This window comes from Geotalea uraniireducens (assembly GCF_027943965.1).
Classification (GTDB): Bacteria; Desulfobacterota; Desulfuromonadia; order Geobacterales; family Geobacteraceae; genus Geobacter; species Geobacter uraniireducens.
Genome location: NZ_AP027151.1, coordinates 2,496,859 through 2,512,928 on the forward strand (window position 1 = coordinate 2,496,859; position 16,070 = coordinate 2,512,928).

At 54.0% G+C, this 16,070-nt stretch carries 17 protein-coding genes; 1 reads left to right on the forward strand and 16 read right to left on the reverse strand.

All coding sequences use genetic code 11. The features are described from left to right. Positions 1-198: 198 nt before the first annotated feature. The 14 genes from QMN23_RS11680 to tilS all read right to left on the reverse strand — a co-directional run bounded on the left by QMN23_RS11680 (position 199) and on the right by tilS (position 14,458). Entirely contained in the window at positions 199-789 is a 591-nt protein-coding gene (locus QMN23_RS11680; protein ID WP_281999475.1) for a ComEA family DNA-binding protein, read from the reverse strand. Further along, entirely contained in the window at positions 786-2,372 is a 1,587-nt protein-coding gene (gene cimA, locus QMN23_RS11685; protein WP_281999476.1) for a citramalate synthase, read from the reverse strand. Before cimA ends, QMN23_RS11680 begins: the two co-directional genes overlap by 4 nt. Before the next feature lie 55 nt (positions 2,373-2,427). Then, a complete protein-coding gene (locus tag QMN23_RS11690; protein ID WP_281999477.1) occupies positions 2,428-3,660 on the reverse strand; it encodes an aspartate kinase in 1,233 nt (410 codons plus the stop codon). Between the two features lie 82 nt (positions 3,661-3,742). Then, a complete protein-coding gene (gene tsaE, locus QMN23_RS11695; RefSeq protein ID WP_281999478.1) occupies positions 3,743-4,216 on the reverse strand; it encodes a tRNA (adenosine(37)-N6)-threonylcarbamoyltransferase complex ATPase subunit type 1 TsaE in 474 nt (157 codons plus the stop codon). Positions 4,217-4,228: 12 nt separating this feature from the next. Further along, complete coding sequence (locus QMN23_RS11700) at positions 4,229-4,678, reverse strand: CBS domain-containing protein (RefSeq protein WP_281999479.1); 450 nt, start codon at positions 4,676-4,678, stop codon at positions 4,229-4,231. A gap of 18 nt (positions 4,679-4,696) precedes the next feature. Continuing rightward, the gene (locus QMN23_RS11705; protein ID WP_281999480.1) at positions 4,697-6,232 is read right to left on the reverse strand and encodes an NAD(P)H-hydrate dehydratase; all 1,536 of its coding nucleotides are present in this window, start codon (positions 6,230-6,232) and stop codon (positions 4,697-4,699) included. Further along, the gene (locus QMN23_RS11710) at positions 6,229-6,609 is read right to left on the reverse strand and encodes a holo-[acyl-carrier-protein] synthase (RefSeq protein WP_281999481.1); all 381 of its coding nucleotides are present in this window, start codon (positions 6,607-6,609) and stop codon (positions 6,229-6,231) included. The genes QMN23_RS11705 and QMN23_RS11710 overlap by 4 nt, the downstream gene beginning before the upstream one ends. 8 nt (positions 6,610-6,617) lie before the next feature. Continuing rightward, entirely contained in the window at positions 6,618-7,337 is a 720-nt protein-coding gene (locus QMN23_RS11715) for a pyridoxine 5'-phosphate synthase (protein ID WP_281999482.1), read from the reverse strand. Then, positions 7,338-8,693, reverse strand: a complete 1,356-nt coding sequence (glmM, locus tag QMN23_RS11720) for a phosphoglucosamine mutase (protein WP_281999483.1) — start codon at positions 8,691-8,693, stop codon at positions 7,338-7,340. 28 nt (positions 8,694-8,721) lie between these two features. Then, on the reverse strand, positions 8,722-9,108 hold the full coding sequence (locus QMN23_RS11725; RefSeq protein ID WP_281999484.1) for a hypothetical protein: 387 nt from the start codon (positions 9,106-9,108) through the stop codon (positions 8,722-8,724). Further along, positions 9,096-9,863, reverse strand: a complete 768-nt coding sequence (gene cdaA / locus QMN23_RS11730) for a diadenylate cyclase CdaA (RefSeq protein WP_281999486.1) — start codon at positions 9,861-9,863, stop codon at positions 9,096-9,098. Before cdaA ends, QMN23_RS11725 begins: the two co-directional genes overlap by 13 nt. 48 nt (positions 9,864-9,911) lie before the next feature. Further along, positions 9,912-11,117 carry a dihydropteroate synthase gene (folP, locus tag QMN23_RS11735; protein ID WP_348835168.1) on the reverse strand — a complete coding sequence of 402 codons (1,206 nt, stop codon included), beginning with the start codon at positions 11,115-11,117 and terminating at the stop codon, positions 9,912-9,914. Beyond that, a complete protein-coding gene (gene ftsH, locus QMN23_RS11740) occupies positions 11,114-12,946 on the reverse strand; it encodes an ATP-dependent zinc metalloprotease FtsH (RefSeq protein WP_281999487.1) in 1,833 nt (610 codons plus the stop codon). The genes folP and ftsH overlap by 4 nt, the downstream gene beginning before the upstream one ends. A 126-nt stretch (positions 12,947-13,072) precedes the next feature. Then, positions 13,073-14,458 (reverse strand): tRNA lysidine(34) synthetase TilS, encoded by a 1,386-nt coding sequence (gene tilS / locus QMN23_RS11745; RefSeq protein WP_281999488.1) that lies wholly within the window; start codon positions 14,456-14,458, stop codon positions 13,073-13,075. Between the two features lie 55 nt (positions 14,459-14,513). On the opposite strand from tilS, the gene QMN23_RS11750 reads away from it, so the two are divergent. Beyond that, a complete protein-coding gene (locus tag QMN23_RS11750; RefSeq protein WP_281999489.1) occupies positions 14,514-14,690 on the forward strand; it encodes a hypothetical protein in 177 nt (58 codons plus the stop codon). An 85-nt stretch (positions 14,691-14,775) separates the two neighbouring features. On the opposite strand, the gene QMN23_RS11755 is transcribed toward QMN23_RS11750, so the two are convergent. Beyond that, positions 14,776-15,588, reverse strand: a complete 813-nt coding sequence (locus QMN23_RS11755) for a hypothetical protein (protein WP_281999490.1) — start codon at positions 15,586-15,588, stop codon at positions 14,776-14,778. Positions 15,589-15,634: 46 nt separating this feature from the next. Further along, positions 15,635-16,066, reverse strand: coding sequence for a hypothetical protein (locus QMN23_RS11760; RefSeq protein WP_281999492.1), 432 nt, complete (start codon positions 16,064-16,066; stop codon positions 15,635-15,637). Positions 16,067-16,070 lie beyond the last annotated feature (4 nt).

Sequence of the window (16,070 nt, forward strand, 5' to 3'; positions counted from 1 at the left end):
GCACTTCCACGCATCGAAGGACCTCACGAAATCGTAGAATTTTTCCGCAAACATCCGGCCTTTGCATTTCGGGCATTTCATAAGGTATCCCCCCATATTTGAAATTCAACAGAAGTGCTTGGGGGATTTCACCATATATGCCAATCTTACTTGACAAAAAGCTCATCATACACAACGCCGCCAGCAACACATAATTGTCTAATAATTGCAAGGTGTTATATAACCGAAAAAATATGGTTTAAGTCGTGACATAGTCGCCGGGCCGATCCCGGGAACCAATCCGAGTTGGCGAAACGAGGTAAAATCGCCAATCTGTTGACGGTACTCCAAAATTGATTGAGCAGTTGCCGGACCAATCCCGGGGAGAGCTTCCCAATCTGCCCTCGACATGCTGGACAGATCCAACGGAATGCCAAGGGTAACACGTTCATGCGCCGACATTCTCTCGCATGAAACATGTGTATATCCGGTATGTTGTACATCGAATATTATAACATCCCCTTCACAAACGCGCTGTAGGCCAACGCTATCGTCGAGGAGAATCAATGAATCGGCAGGGACCGACAATTTCATGACGCTACCAATTGTCGCCGGGACCGAAACTTGGTAAATCCCTGAGAATTCTGGTATTCCGGCGACTTTTACAAGTGCCTTGCCGGGCGTTCGATGTAGAAAAGCCACGGCATCCCTTTTTGCCGGGGACGGTCCGTGGCTTTTATCGTACAACTGGAGCAAGAGCGCCAAGGCGGCAAACGAAGTGAGTGCCAGCCGCTTGGCACGGCCATTCATTTCAAAACGGCCTCACCGTCTTCAGACTTGTGAAGCTTGTATTCAACGCTATCGATAAGGGCCTGATACGAGGCATCAATGATATTTTCTGAAACGCCCACCGTCCCCCAGCGACTCTCCTTGTCGCCTGATTCAATGAGAACTCTGATTGACGATGCGGTTCCCTGGCCAGCTGGTAAGACGCGGACTTTATAGTCCAGCAGCTTTACTTCCTTCAATTTCGGATAGAACTTTTCAAGTGCTTTTCGTAATGCGTTATCGAGCGCATTGACCGGGCCATTTCCTTCAGCGGCAGTATGCTCCACCTTGCCCCCGACTTTGATCATAATGGTAGCCTCTGAAAACGGCTTCTGGTCTTCATGGCGCTTTTCATCGATGACCCGAAAACCGATTACCGAGAAAAATTTGCGGTGGGTGCCGAGTGCCCTTTTCATCAGCAGTTCAAACGATGCCTCCGCCCCTTCGAACTGATACCCCCGATTCTCCATCTCCTTGATGTTGTCAAGGATTTCCAGAGTGACGGGATCCTTACTATCCATATTGATATTGAACTCTTCGGCTTTGGCCAAGATGTTCGACCGACCGGACAGGTCGGAAACCAACACCCGGGTCATATTGCCCACCAGCTCGGGACGCAAGTGTTCGTAGGTTTCGGGATGGCGCTGAATGGCACTGACATGCACGCCCCCCTTGTGGGCAAAGGCCGAATTGCCGACATAGGCCTGATGCTTGTTGGGAGAAAGGTTGGCAAGTTCGTAAACGAAGCGGGACAGGGCCCGCAGTTTCTTCAACTGATCGTCGCTGATGCACTCCAGCCCCATTTTCAGCTTCAAGGCAGGAATGATCGAACAGAGGTTGGCATTACCGCAGCGCTCACCGAAACCGTTGATGGTCCCTTGCACCTGAACGATCCCCTGATCCACCGCATGCAAGGAATTGGCAACGGCGCACTCGGAATCATTATGGGTATGGATGCCGAGCGGCGTCTTGATCTGCTTTCTGACGTCCTTGATGATTTCGACGAGTTCGAATGGCATCGTCCCGCCATTCGTATCGCAGAGAACGATACAGTCGGCCTTTGCCTCTTCCGCCGCCTTGAGGGTCTTGATGGCATACTCGGGATTTGCCTTGTAACCGTCAAAAAAGTGTTCGGCGTCGTAAAATACCTCAGGGACACGCCCCTTCAGATATTCAAGCGAATCGAATATCAGCTCGAGATTCTCCTCAAGAGAAATCCGGAGCGCTTCATGTACATGGAAATCCCATGTTTTACCAAAAATGGTAACGACATCGGGTTCAGCCTGAACGAGAGTTTTGAGGTTATGATCTTTATCGGGAGTAATCTTGGCACGACGTGTCGAACCGAACGCAGCGATCTTCGCCTGGGAAAGCTTCTCTTTTTTGATATCCTTGAAGAAGGCGACATCTTTCGGGTTACTTCCTGGCCACCCACCTTCGATATATTGGATACCGAGTTCGTCGAGACGATGGGCAATGCGCAGCTTGTCTTCTACAAGAAACGAAATATCTTCTGCCTGAGTTCCATCACGGAGGGTGGTGTCGTAGAGTTTTACAAGATTCATCTGATCACCTTTTCAAGTAACGGTTCATTGTCGTGCCTGCTAACGCAAGTAAGGATCATTCGGCCTTGGCCGCCGTACCGGCGAGGCCAAATACATCATGAAGCACCCGCACTGCCAACTCAGTATATTTCGCATCAACCACCACGGAAACCTTGATTTCCGAGGTTGAAATCATCTGAATGTTGATACCTTCCTGTGCCAGCGACTGGAACATTTTGGTCGCGACCCCGGCATGGCTACGCATCCCAACACCGACGACGGAAATTTTGGAAATGTTCTCATCCGCCGTCACATTGCTGGCGTTGATTTCTTTAGCCGCTTCCTTGGTAATATTCAGAGCTTTTTTGAAATCCGCCTTGGTAACGGTAAAGGTGAAGTCGGTAAAACCGTCTTCGCTGACATTCTGAACGATCATATCGACGGAAATATTTGCATCGGAAAGAGGTGACAACAGTTTAGCCGCGATCCCCGGCTTGTCCGGGACATGCATGACGGCAATCTTTGCTTCATTCTTGTCGTAGGCGATCCCCGAAACGAGAACTGCTTCCATATCCTTATCCTCCTTGGTAACCATTGTCCCTTGATTATCATTAAAACTGGAACGGACGTGAATGTCCACATTGTACTTCTTGGCAAACTCGACCGAACGGATCTGCAGAACCTTCGCCCCGAGGCTGGCCAGTTCGAGCATCTCATCATACGAAATCTTGTCGATCTTGCAGGCGTCGCTGCAAATATTGGGGTCGGTCGTATAAACACCGTCGACGTCGGTATAGATCTCGCAAACATCGGCCTTCAAGGCTGCTGCCAAGGCAACGGCCGAAGTATCGGAACCGCCACGGCCAAGGGTTGTGATGCTACCGCCCTTGTCGACCCCCTGAAAGCCAGCAACAATAACAATGGTTCCATCTTTGAGATCGCCGCGAATATTTTCGTCTTCGATCTTTTCAATCCGGGCTTTGCTGTATGAACTGTCAGTAACGATCGGCACCTGCCAGCCGTGATACGATTTGGCCTTATAGCCCATCGCCTTGAGGCACATGGCAAGAAGAGCAATGGAAACCTGCTCGCCCGACGCCACCAAGACGTCGTATTCGCGGTTATCAGGAAACTCGCACACTTCATTGGCCAGCGCGACCAGCTTATTAGTTTCACCCGACATCGCCGAGACAACGACTACCATGTCATTGCCAGCGTCATAGGTCTTGGCAACCCTCTTGGCAACATTGCGGATCCGCTCGATTGTCCCCATTGAGGTGCCGCCATATTTTTGGACCACCAGAGCCATCTACCGTCCCTCCTTTATGCTGTTCTTACAATTCCAAACTGTGCATCAATCGTATACAAACGCCAAACATCGTCCCTTAATATCAGGAATCACCATGGTGGTCAAAACATTTTTTTAATATCGACTCATAGAGAGAACCGAACGGTTGAAACTCGAATCGACGGGCATTCTCGCCGCTTCGACTGATGGTGATATCCAGTCGTAGGGCAGGAAGTGTGTCAGTTATCCGCTCCGCCCACTCAACAAGGCAAACCCCCTGGCCGTAAAAGTATTCCTCAAAACCAAGTTCTACGACGTCGTAATGGTCGTGCAGCCGATAAAGGTCGAAATGATAAAAGGGGAGCCGCCCCTGATACTCATTAACCAAAGTATAGGTCGGGCTGGTGATAGGTTGCGTTCGATCAACGCCAAGACCGGCAGCTACACCACGGGCAAACTGGGTTTTCCCTGCACCGAGATCGCCATACACGGCAATGAAGCTGCCCGGTCCCAACTGTTTCCCCAATTCTTCGCCTAGCTTGACTGTCTCATCAGCGCTTGCAGTGAATCGATTCACCAAGAATCCCGCCTAACCGATCATGGTTCGAATGAGGTCGATCCGCGAGACGATACCAATCAATTTTTCCCCATCAACGACCGGCAAGGTATGAATCTTTTTGTTTGTCATGATATCGGCAACTTCGCTGACCGTTGTATCAGCCGTCACTGATTGGACATCGGCGTTGAAAATATCACCAACCGCCTGACCGGTCATTTTCTGCAGCTCTTTTTCGAATTTTTTCTCGCTCTCAAGGTAGAACACCCAGTCGAAAAGCGAGATTACCGTCGGGATATGGAGGCTCTTGTCCTGTTCGATCAAATCCGATTCGGTGACAATACCGATAAGATTCCCGGCATCGTCGACAACCGGAATGCTGCCGATGCGATGGGCAGTGAACAGCTCGGCAAGCTCGCGAATCGAAGTCTCTCTCTTTACCGTCACGAGGGTGGTTGTCATTATGTCTCGTACTTTAAGCATAAATTGTCTCCTGAAAAGTCAGTTCAAACTGCGAAATGCCACGGGCAAATGTTCCTGAACATCAACGGCGGACATGCCGATCTCTCCCTTTTCGCCGGCTACGAGGTCAGCGGCGTAACCATGGATGAATACCGCCAGCTGGCAGGCGGTAAATGGCTCATAGCCCTGACCAAGCAAGGAGGTGACAATGCCGGTAAGGACGTCCCCCATCCCACCCGAGGCCATTCCCGGGTTGCCACTCCCGTTGATCGACAGCCTACCATCCGGAGCCGCCACGACCGTCCGCGCCCCCTTGAGTATCACATATACCCCATAGCGCACGGAAAAAGCCCGGGCGACGCCGAGCCGGTCTGCCTCGATCTCGGCGATTGAGGCTCCGGTCAGTCGGGCCATCTCTCCCGGATGAGGAGTAAGGACGACCGTCGGCGATTTTTTGTTCGCCAACGCTTCAACCTCCTCGGAAAGAGCGTTGAGCCCATCGGCATCGACGACGAGAGGCGCCGTGACCAGCCTGATCACCTGACGGACAAGTTCGGCCGTGGCGGTATTCCACGACATCCCGGGACCGATGGCAATGCTGTCTTTGCCCTCCCAAGCCCCGACAATGGCCGGCAGCGCAGTGGACCCCAGGAAACCTTGCCCGTCGTCGGGAAGAGGTATCGTCATCGCTTCTGTCGTTTTCACCTCGAGGATGGGATTAAGCACTACCGGTACGGCAAGCGAAACCAGGCCGGAACCGGCACGCACCGCACTGTTGGCAGCCATCGCCGCCGCACCGGTCTTCCCAGTGGAACCGGCAATGATCAGGCAATGGCCAAAGGCGCCTTTGTGGGCGCGACGTTCACGTCTGATGAGCAAACGACTCGCGGTGACGGAATCGACAAAATCGACCCCTTCGGCTGACGAGGAGACTTCCGCAGGGATGCCGATGTCGACAATCTTCAGCGAGCCGCAATATTCACAGCCCGGGTAAACAACATGGCCGATCTTTGCCAACCCGAACGTTACGGTCATAGCAGCCCGTACAGCCACCCCCAGGACTTCTCCAGATCCGGCGGCAATGCCGGAAGGAATGTCCACAGCCACGACCGGCTTGCCGCTTCCGTTGATCAGCGTGATTGCCTCGGCATAAACGGCGCTTACGGGGTTTTTCAAGCCGGTGCCGAGTAGAGAGTCGACAATCACCGTCGCTTCGTCAAGGATCTGCCGATAAGGAAGAAGCCCGCCAGGCGCCGGGGAAAAAATGAGCGATTCCGGATTGAGCCGCTGCAGATTCGTCAGTGCATCGCCACCAATTTCCGCCCTGGCGGCCAACACGATCGTCCGCACCTCCCAGCCACTTTCCCTGAGCAGCCTGGCAATCACGTAGCCGTCGCCGCCATTGTTTCCCTTGCCGGCGACAACAACTGCCCGTGCCGCAGCGGGAAACGCTTCCGTAATAGCAACAGCACAACCACGGCCCGCATTCTCCATGAGCTGGAGCCCGGGGATACCAAATTCATCGATAACCCGGCGGTCCAGCCCCTGCATCGTTTCTCCGGTGACGATTTTCATCTTCGCTCCAAAACCACCATCGCAATGGCATAGTTGCCATCATGGGAAAGTGAAACGAAACTATTTTCCAGACCATTCTCCACGAACAGGCTTTCCGCCCTCCCCTGCAAACGCAGTTCAGGCTTTCCCAGCGCATCGTTGGTTACTTCGACATCATGCCAGCTCAGCCCGTCTCTGAGTCCCAGCCCGCACGCCTTGAGAAACGCCTCCTTGGCGGCAAAACGCAACGCATAATGTTGGGCAGAACGCCGCTTCGCGGCACAGTACTCCCGCTCTGCAACGGTAAACAGGCGCTCGAAGAGCCGCTCGTTCCCCTCTTCGAGGAAGCGCTCAAAACGTGAAATTTCGACGATATCGACGCCAGTACCGAAAATCATGCGCAACCTTACGCATACTTGATGAGATCAACCATATCCCGAACCGCTCGGTCGAGCCCGACGAGCACCGCCCGGGAGATAATGGAATGACCGATGTTGAACTCTTCTATACCGCCCAGTGCTGCGACCTTTTTGATGTTCGCATAATTGAGCCCATGGCCGGCATTGACGCCCAGTCCAAGCTTACGCCCCAGCTTCACGGCATTTTCAATCCGCTCGAGTTCAGCCCGTTCGGTCGGCCAATCGCCGGCTTCGGCAAAACGACCGGTATGGACCTCGATGTAGTCAGCCCGTACTTTGCTCGCGGCCTTAACTTGGTCGGGATCGGGATCAATGAACAGGCTGACGATAATCCCCCCATCCTGCAGCTGTTCAATCTTTTCACCCAGGCCCTGACTGTTGAGACGGACGTCTAGGCCTCCTTCGGTAGTCAGCTCCTGGCGCTTTTCCGGCACCAGGGTACACATGTCCGGTTTCACCGACAGGGCAATGCCCACCATCTCGTCGGTGGCCGCCATCTCCAGATTGAGCTTGGTATTAACCGTCTGGCGCAGCAACTTGAGATCCCGGTCCTGGATATGGCGCCGATCTTCGCGCAGATGGATGGTAATCCCGTCCGCACCGGCACATTCGGCAATAACAGCTGCCGCGACAGGGTCCGGCTCGCTCCCGCCCCGCGCTTGCCGAATCGTTGCAACATGATCAATGTTAACTCCCAGCTTGGCCACCTATTTCCCTCCGATCTGCTTCTCAACTAGGTCGGCAATCTCTTTCGCCCACCCCGTAATCTGATACTTGTCCTGTCCCTCGATCATGATCCGCAGTAGCGGCTCGGTCCCGGAGTAGCGGATCAGGATTCGCCCTTCGTCTTTCAGTTTTCCTTCGATATCTTTGATTAGACGGGCAGGCTCGGGAATCGTCATGATATCTTTCTTCTCGGCTACCCGGACGTTAACCAGGACTTGAGGAAGCGGGATCATCACTTCTGCCAGTTCGGCAAGCGTCTTCCCGGTACGACGCATGATCGCCAGCACCTGGAGCGCCGAAAGAATGCCATCGCCAGTCGTATTATAATCGAGGAACAAAAGATGCCCGGACTGCTCGCCGCCGAGATTGTATCCCCCTTTGCGCATCTCTTCGACGACATAGCGGTCACCGACCGCAGTTTTAATGACCTTTCCCCCTGCCTTTTTGACCGCTATATCAAGGCCCATGTTGCTCATCACCGTGGCAACCAGCGTATTCTTGCGCAGTCGCCGTTGCTTAAGCATATCGATCGCGCAGATTGCCATGATATGATCACCATCGACCTCGTTGCCGAATTCGTCGACAAAAATTACCCGATCAGCATCCCCGTCCAGGGCGATGCCAAGATCGGCCCGGTGCTCCTTCACCGCTTCGCTGATCACTTCGGGGTGAAGCGAACCGCAGCCGGCGTTGATATTCGTCCCGTTCGGCTTGATGCCGTAGGTAATGACTTCCGCACCAAGTTCTTCAAGGACCGCCGGCGCAACTTTGTAGGCAGCGCCATTGGCGCAGTCGAGCACAATCTTCATCCCGGCAAGATCAAGATCCTTGGGAAAGGTATTCTTGAGAAATACCACGTAACGCCCCACCGCGTCATCAATGCGGTAGGCCTTACCAACTTCGGTCGCGATCGGCCGCAACGAGTCAATCTTTTTCGAAAAAATCAGGTCTTCGATTTTCAGCTCCACGTCATCGGGAAGCTTGAAGCCATCCTGAGAGAAGAACTTGATCCCGTTATCCTGAAAAGGATTGTGCGACGCGGAAATCACTACCCCGGCGTCAGCTCGCATCGACGAGGTGATATTGGCGATACCGGGAGTCGGAAGTGGGCCGACCACCAGAACATCGACGCCCATTGAACAGATACCGGCAACCAGGGCATTTTCGAGCATATATCCAGAGAGTCTGGTATCCTTGCCGATAACGATACGGTGGCGACGGCTGCCATTTTTGAAGATATAGGCCGCCGCCCGACCGATCTGCATCGCCAGTTCGGTAGTCATCGGATAGACGTTGGCAACGCCACGAACGCCATCGGTTCCAAACAGTTTTTTCATAGTAACTCCTGCAGGTTTGTCAAACAGGTTACGGAAATTTACGCTTTACAGTCACAGATACGTCAGCCGGGAAAACCCGGCTGACGACAACACCGTCCGGCAGTACGAGTTGTTGAGCAAGATTTGAGAAGGAAGTGGTCCCTGCGCCAACCCCCTTCATATCGAGCGGCATGATAATATTTTCACCACGGAGCTTCAACAGAAGAATTCTCGGCCCGACAAGCGACACAGCGAGAACCGGATGATCGACGATCACGGCACAATCGGTCGGGGCGTTGCGCACCGTGACCGGAATGGTCAGCTCGAGACGCCCCTTCCGTTCTCCGGCGACAGCCAGCCAAAGAGCTACGGCAAAGAGCAGTGCAAGCACCTTGATCCCCCAGTTACGTGCCATTGAGCGAATCAGGTCAACCATTGGGGCTCCAACGACCGTTTGAGTACCTTACGCATCGAACCGGCATCCACCGGCGACGTAATCTTTCCGTCAGCCACAAACGACATCATCCCGGTTTCCTCGGACACAACAAGGACAATGGCGTCAACCAGCTCTGTCAAGCCAATGGCGGCACGATGGCGGGTTCCCAATGACTTGCTGATCGTGGGGTTCTGGCTTAGCGGGAGAAAACAGCCGGCCCTCGTTAACTTGCCACGTTGAATGATGACGGCACCGTCGTGAATAGGTGAGTAGGGAAGAAATATCGAATTCAGAATCTCGCTGGTGATCTTGGCATCGATTTCGGTGCCGATTTCCACGTGGGACATGACCCCCATTTCCCGCTCAATGACAATCAGGGCGCCTATCCTCCGCTCGGCCAGCCCAGTGAGGGCGGTAACGAGTTCGTCAATCACCAGCGACGCCTCTTCATGCTCCTGTCCTGCCGGCCGGTTTCGCTTGCCGAAGGTGATCAAGGCACGACGAAGGTCACTCTGGAACAAGACAACCAGAATGAGAATCAGTGACTTGAAAAGAGCGGAAAGAATCGCATGAAATGCATCGAGGCCTGCCAGCCGGGAAAAGAAAAAGAGCGCTATGCCGCCGGCAATGAACAGAAAGAATCGAAAAGCCAGCCGATCTTTCAGCAGCAGGATTGCCCGGTAAAACAGATAGGCAACAATCGCAATATCGACGAAGTCACGCCATTCGAACAATTGGAGTTGGTCGGTCGCCATAGTCATCACATCTGTAAGGTTGTGCCGGGCAGATCAGCCGGGAGGCTGTTACCGCCATTCTCCAGTCCGAGACTGTGTCACGGCAAATGCCATATCGGCAACGTCCCGCATTGCCTTCACATCGTGGACCCGGAAGATCGTGGCCCCCTTCGCAACGCCGAGCGCAACCGTAGCGGCAGTGCCAAAAAGCCGATCACTACTGTTTCGCTTCAACACCGCCCCGACGAACGATTTGCGCGACGTGCCGATCAGTACCGGCCTGCCAAGGCAGGCAAACTCGTCGAGTCGGTTCAGGATCGCCAGGTTGCCCTCAAGACTTTTGCCAAAACCGAGCCCCGGATCGACAACAATCCGTTCTGCCGGAATCCCCGCTGAACAGGCACACTGCAACGATGTCTTGAGCGCCTCGATCACCTCGCTGATCAGGTCGTCATAAACGGTATTATACTGCATCTCGGGCGGCCGGCCGCGAGTATGCATGACAACAAGGCCGGCGTTGCCAGCCGCCACAACAGCCGCCATTTCCGGATCAAACGTCAACCCACTGATATCATTAATAATTGAGGCTCCGGCCTGGAGGGATTCTCGGGCCACGGCGGCCTTGTATGTATCGATCGACAGGGGAACAGTGACCTGCTCGGCCAATTTAGCAACCACCGGCACGACACGGCGCAACTCTTCGTCTTCGGCAACCGGAGCGGCATCGGGGCGGGTGCTTTCCCCCCCGATATCGATAATGTCAGCCCCTTCGGCTACCATTTCAAGGGCGTGATCCAGGGCACGGTCGAGATCAAAGAATCTGTTCCCGTCAGAGAAGGAATCGGGAGTAACGTTGAGAACCCCCATGATACAGGGGCGAGCAGAGACAGCCATGGTACGCCCGGAAAACGACCAGTGGCCTGAGGAGGTAGTATCGTCGACAAGGAGACGATGTAACTCGGCGGAGAGGGGGGACGGAACAGCCGCTTGCCCTGAAAAATCGGCATCAAGCCAGCCAAGACCGATCTCGGACAGGGCGAGAAGAATCCTCACGCGAGGTGCTGTTGCCAGGAAACATGCCCGACCACCGGCCGCCGACACTCCGGCGCGGAGCAGCCCTTCCCACTCACCAGCAGGCCCCTCGACCAATAACAGCCGGGTAAGCGCCTGGGCTGCAAACTCGCGCAGCTCGGCCGGGATTTCACTACCGGAGAATATGCAACCGTCGCTGGCCCGCAGGGTAGCTGGCGATAGCTCCCTCACCGAAAAATTCATGGAGCTGCGGGCGGTTCTTGAGCATCGGGAGCAGCGGTAGCGACCGTTTCGTTAATGATCCGATCAACTTCATCACCGCTGAGATTTTCCTTCTCGATCAGTTGCGTGGCAAGGTTGTGCAGTACGCCCAGGTTATCCGAAAGCAGAGTGCGGACCCGGCTGTAGCTCTCTTCGATAATCCGGCGCAATTCGGCGTCGATCTCCACGGCGGTGGCTTCGCTGTAATTCTTGTGGGTTGCCATTTCCCGACCGAGAAAAATCTGCTCGTCTTTCTTGCCGAACGTGACGGGTCCCATCTTGTCGCTCATTCCCCATTCGCAGACCATCTTGCGGGCAATTTCGGTGGCCCGCTCGATGTCATTGCCAGCGCCCGTCGTCATCGTGCCAAAGATGATCTCTTCGGCCGCCCGGCCACCCATGAGCACCGCAATGCGGTTCAACAGCGACTCGCGTGAATAGCTGTGCTTGTCCTCAATCGGTAATTGCATGGTAACCCCCAAGGCCCGGCCACGGGGGATAATGGAAACCTTGTGCACCGGGTCGGTGCCGGGAATGAGCTTGGCAACGAGCGTATGGCCCGCTTCGTGATAGGCGGTATTTTTCTTCTCGTCCTCGGATATGACCATGCTCCGGCGCTCGACCCCCATCAGGACTTTGTCCTTGGCATCGTCAATATCACGCATATCGACAACACTCTTATCTTTCCGGGCGGCAAGCAATGCGGCTTCATTAACGACATTCGCCAGATCGGCTCCGGAAAATCCCGGTGTTCCCCGGGCAATCACCGCCAGGTTGACATCGGACGCCAAGGGAATCTTCTTCGTGTGGACCTTGAGGATCATCTCGCGTCCCTTGACGTCGGGTTGGGGCACCACTACCTGGCGGTCGAAACGGCCAGGGCGCAGCAATGCCGGGTCAAGGACATCCGGCCGGTTAGTAGCGGCAATGAGAATCACCCCTTCATTCGACTCAAAGCCATCCATTTCAACAAGGAGTTGGTTGAGCGTCTGTTCCCGTTCATCATGTCCGCCGCCGAGGCCAGCCCCGCGATGACGGCCCACGGCGTCAATCTCGTCGATGAAGATGATGCAGGGGGCATTCTTTTTCCCCTGGACGAACAGATCGCGAACCCGGCTAGCACCGACCCCAACGAACATCTCAACGAAATCCGAGCCGGAAATCGAAAAGAACGGCACGCCGGCCTCGCCGGCGACGGCACGGGCCAAAAGGGTTTTCCCGGTACCCGGAGGGCCGACCAACAGGACACCCTTCGGGATACGCCCTCCCAGTTTGGTGAATTTCTTCGGATCCTTCAGAAATTGGATAATCTCCTCCAACTCCTCTTTCGCCTCGTCAACACCGGCAACGTCCTCGAACGTCACCCGGCCCTGAGCTTCGGTCAGCAGCTTGGCCCGGCTCTTGCCGAAGGCCATGGCTTTGCCGCCCCCGCCCTGCATCTGCCGCATGAAGAATATCCAGACCCCAACAAGGAAGAGCAACGGGAACCAGGAGATGAAGATCGAAAACCATGAAACCTTTTCCTCTTCCGGCTTCGCGGTAACGGTCACTTTCTTTTCGATGAGCTTGTCGGAAAGAGCCGCATCGGAAGGCTTATAGCTGCGGAACTCCTTGCCATCGGTGTATTTCCCAAGGATATCGTTGCCCTGAACAGTTACAGAACTGACTTTTCCCGCATCGACCGCGGTGATGAAATCGCTGTAGCTCAACCTTTCCTGGGTGGTGCGCGGCTTGTTGAAAAGGTTGAAAAGAAGAATCATCATCAAGCTGATTACCAACCAGAGCGCAAGGTTTTTATAGAACTGGTTCAAGACAACCCCCGTGAGGAATGGATGCAGGACTGATCAGGAGCAGGAATGACTCCGCTAGTCACTGCTTGCGTGAGCAAAGTAATTGACTGAAAAAGCTACCATAAGTACTGATGGTTGACAAGTGATTTAAGGTGACTTCGCGGGCTGTCCACAGACCTCGACAGCGACGGCGGCATGAGTGTGAACGCCAACCAGCGCATCGTTGCTCAGCCGGTAACCACAGATCAAGATAAGCTTCCCTTCACTGAAGATCAACGGGATGGCCGACCGGAGGGCAACCGGCACCTTTTCATCGATAAAATAGTCCTTCACTTTCTTGCTTCCCGACATCCCGGACGGCCTGAACCGGTCTCCCGGCCTGACCCCACGGACACACCACGGGAACGGTGCGGCAGCAAGATCAACTATTGCCCGTTGCCTCCCCCCATCTCCAGCCAATGCCACAGACGGGGCAACAGACGCCACCCTGAGCACCCCCCCGCCAGGGAGGGAAAAATCGCCGGGCCCGGCGACAACAAGTTCACCGGGAAAATGGAGGTCCGGCACGTCTACGGAAAACGTCAACCGATCGTATTCCCTGACCACCGCCAACCTCCCGGGAAGAAAAAACAACGCATTCGGTTTCCCGGCAAGCGCAAGTTGGTCAATCTGCTGGATATGACAGGCAGCAACCCGCGTCAGGTCGCCCTTGAGCAAACTGATCGCCCGGCGATACACCCGGTAGCGGAGTCCAACCTTTTCCCGACGCAATCCGCCGAGATCCAGAACGAGCCGGTTCAAATCGTCCCTTTTACTGAGACGCTGAAAAGCGTCTTCCGTAACCGCACAGAGGATCTCCTCATCAGCGGCAAGCAGCCGGGCAGTAGTTGTCAGGCGGCCGACAACACTGGGATTAAGATGCGACAGGTAAGGAATGACCTCGTGCCGGATGCGATTGCGCAAAAACGTCACATCGGCGTTCGAGGCATCGGTTCGGCATCGCAGCCCCGTTGCGCTGAAGTAGGCGGCTATTTCAGCCCGCCGCAACTGCAAAAGCGGCCGAATATAACTCTCTCCCCGTCGAGGATTCATTGCCGCAAGACCTGCTGTGCCGCTCCCTCTCAGCAGCCGCATCAGAACTGTCTCCGCCTGGTCATCCGCATGGTGCCCCAAAGCGACTACCGAGGCCCCGTATCGCGATGCCGCCCGGCCGTAAAAGGCATACCGTGCTTTCCGTGCCCCATCCTCCAGGGACAACCGCTCCCGGCGACAGAGCTCGCGGACGTCAATCGCTTCACTGACCACCGGGACGCCATAGACAGCAGCCAAATCGGCAACGAAGCGCTCGTCACCGGCCGAATCTTCACCGCGCAAACAGTGATTAAGGTGGGCAACGATCAGCCGGAGATTGAACTCGGTAAGCCGGGATAGGACATCGAGCAGCACCACGGAATCCATCCCGCCGGAGACAGCCACCAGCACGGTATCACCGGACTGGAGCAGCCCGTACTCCCGGACAGTATTCCTGACCACGCCTAAAACGTTAGCTTCAGCAGTGAATGGGGCCATAAGCGGAAACCATAAGCCAGTGGCAGTAAACGAAAAAACCCCTCTTGCAGCAAGAGGGGTTAAGGATGGGGTGCAGTCCGTTGAACTGATCCCGCATCACTCTAATATATCGGTGTTTTCAAAATTCAGATTTGCCGACATACCTCCAAAAACACCTCCAATATCGGAAGCTGCCCTCTTCTTCGGAGTTGAATAAGCTATACCACATTATACCGGCAGTAGTCAAAGGCAACGGTTTCTTCCAGTGCCTCTCCAGACTCCGCAGCAAGGCCGACAGAGGGTTATGGCGTTCGCCATTTGCAGTCATCGGTACAAAGTGTGCCGTCAAAAAGTTCACGATTGAGAATGTCAAGGACACGTAGTGAATTCAGCAGGCCACCACAATACTTAGGTTCAAGTGCAATCGTAAGCCCGACTATTCTCTTCAGGAGTGGCCCGAAAAATGGACCGTCTATTGACAGGAATGACTTTATGAAATCGTCCGGCCTTAATATCTCAGAGCCCAAGCGATCCTTCGCAGGATTGTCGACAGCAAAGAAATCAAGGTCAATATCTAGAAATACCGGAATATCGGACGGAAGATTTTGCATGAGTTGGTCAACTTGCTGATAATATTTGACAGTATGCACGTTTCCATATCGATCCTTCAGTTGTTGCTCCTCAAATGATGACAAGAACTCTTCGCGATCCTCCTCGTTATTCATCAAGACATAGACGTCAGAAAAGAGATTAAGGTAAAGTGCCGGCAAAATTTGTCCATCATTCAACCTGCGAAGACGCGTCCAGGCAAATAGACCAAGCTCAGTCCGATTGCTTAGGTGAAGAGTATCCAAATCTTCAACGTCAATCTCACCAGGAACGCCTACATCGTCGTGGGAATCAAGCGTAATTAGAGCCGGAAGTGGTCTATGCTTATCCCTTTCGGACGAGTAGAGCGCCCAGTAATAAAAGGCAAAACGATGTTCATGGACAATGCCCACGGTACAACAAGTACAATCATTTCCAGGTTGTGCTGTAAACTCTGTCTCACATCCTGGGGGTTCGAGCCACCCCTGAATATCGTTGAGCCATTTGACAATGCGTGTGGGGTCCATTTTTCCCGTCTGCAAAAGTAAGTGCTATGTTTATCGAAGTGCCTAATCACATGGATAGATCATACTGGCCTTCGTAGATTACTGTCGTTTGAAAGAGCTTCTCAAATTTCGGCCCTTCATCCTGTGTCCAGGGGACATATATCAGCCCCTTACAATAACTACTCTTTGCAAGCAATCTAACTTGATCAATCGGTGTATAAACGGCCAGCACAGGACCTGAAAACTTATGGCTCGGAGAAACCCTCTTTGTTATCAGGTGAAGGGTAATGCCTTTAAGATCGAGGACATTATCGCGTTGCAAGATTTTAACGGCATCTTCGCCGATCAGGTCACTAATCACACCGTCAAGGTTTCCCTTCATGGGCGTTGCCAATCCAAGCTGTGTGTAACCGTGCTGCTGAGCCAATTCTCCGCATTTCTTGAATCCGGCTTTTAACGCTTCCATATCGGGGCCAATTGATCGTGTATGGTAAAACATTTGA

Coding starts and splice junctions, on each gene's coding strand:
- QMN23_RS11680 (WP_281999475.1), bottom strand. CDS start 789: ATGAATGGCCGTGCCAAGCGGCTGGCACTCACTTCGTTTGCCGCCTTG.
- cimA (WP_281999476.1), bottom strand. CDS start 2,372: ATGAATCTTGTAAAACTCTACGACACCACCCTCCGTGATGGAACTCAG.
- QMN23_RS11690 (WP_281999477.1), bottom strand. CDS start 3,660: ATGGCTCTGGTGGTCCAAAAATATGGCGGCACCTCAATGGGGACAATC.
- QMN23_RS11700 (WP_281999479.1), bottom strand. CDS start 4,678: ATGCTTAAAGTACGAGACATAATGACAACCACCCTCGTGACGGTAAAG.
- QMN23_RS11705 (WP_281999480.1), bottom strand. CDS start 6,232: ATGAAAATCGTCACCGGAGAAACGATGCAGGGGCTGGACCGCCGGGTT.
- QMN23_RS11710 (WP_281999481.1), bottom strand. CDS start 6,609: ATGATTTTCGGTACTGGCGTCGATATCGTCGAAATTTCACGTTTTGAG.
- glmM (WP_281999483.1), bottom strand. CDS start 8,693: ATGAAAAAACTGTTTGGAACCGATGGCGTTCGTGGCGTTGCCAACGTC.
- QMN23_RS11725 (WP_281999484.1), bottom strand. CDS start 9,108: ATGGTTGACCTGATTCGCTCAATGGCACGTAACTGGGGGATCAAGGTG.
- cdaA (WP_281999486.1), bottom strand. CDS start 9,863: ATGGCGACCGACCAACTCCAATTGTTCGAATGGCGTGACTTCGTCGAT.
- folP (WP_348835168.1), bottom strand. CDS start 11,117: ATGAATTTTTCGGTGAGGGAGCTATCGCCAGCTACCCTGCGGGCCAGC.
- QMN23_RS11755 (WP_281999490.1), bottom strand. CDS start 15,588: ATGGACCCCACACGCATTGTCAAATGGCTCAACGATATTCAGGGGTGG.
- QMN23_RS11760 (WP_281999492.1), bottom strand. CDS start 16,066: ATGTTTTACCATACACGATCAATTGGCCCCGATATGGAAGCGTTAAAA.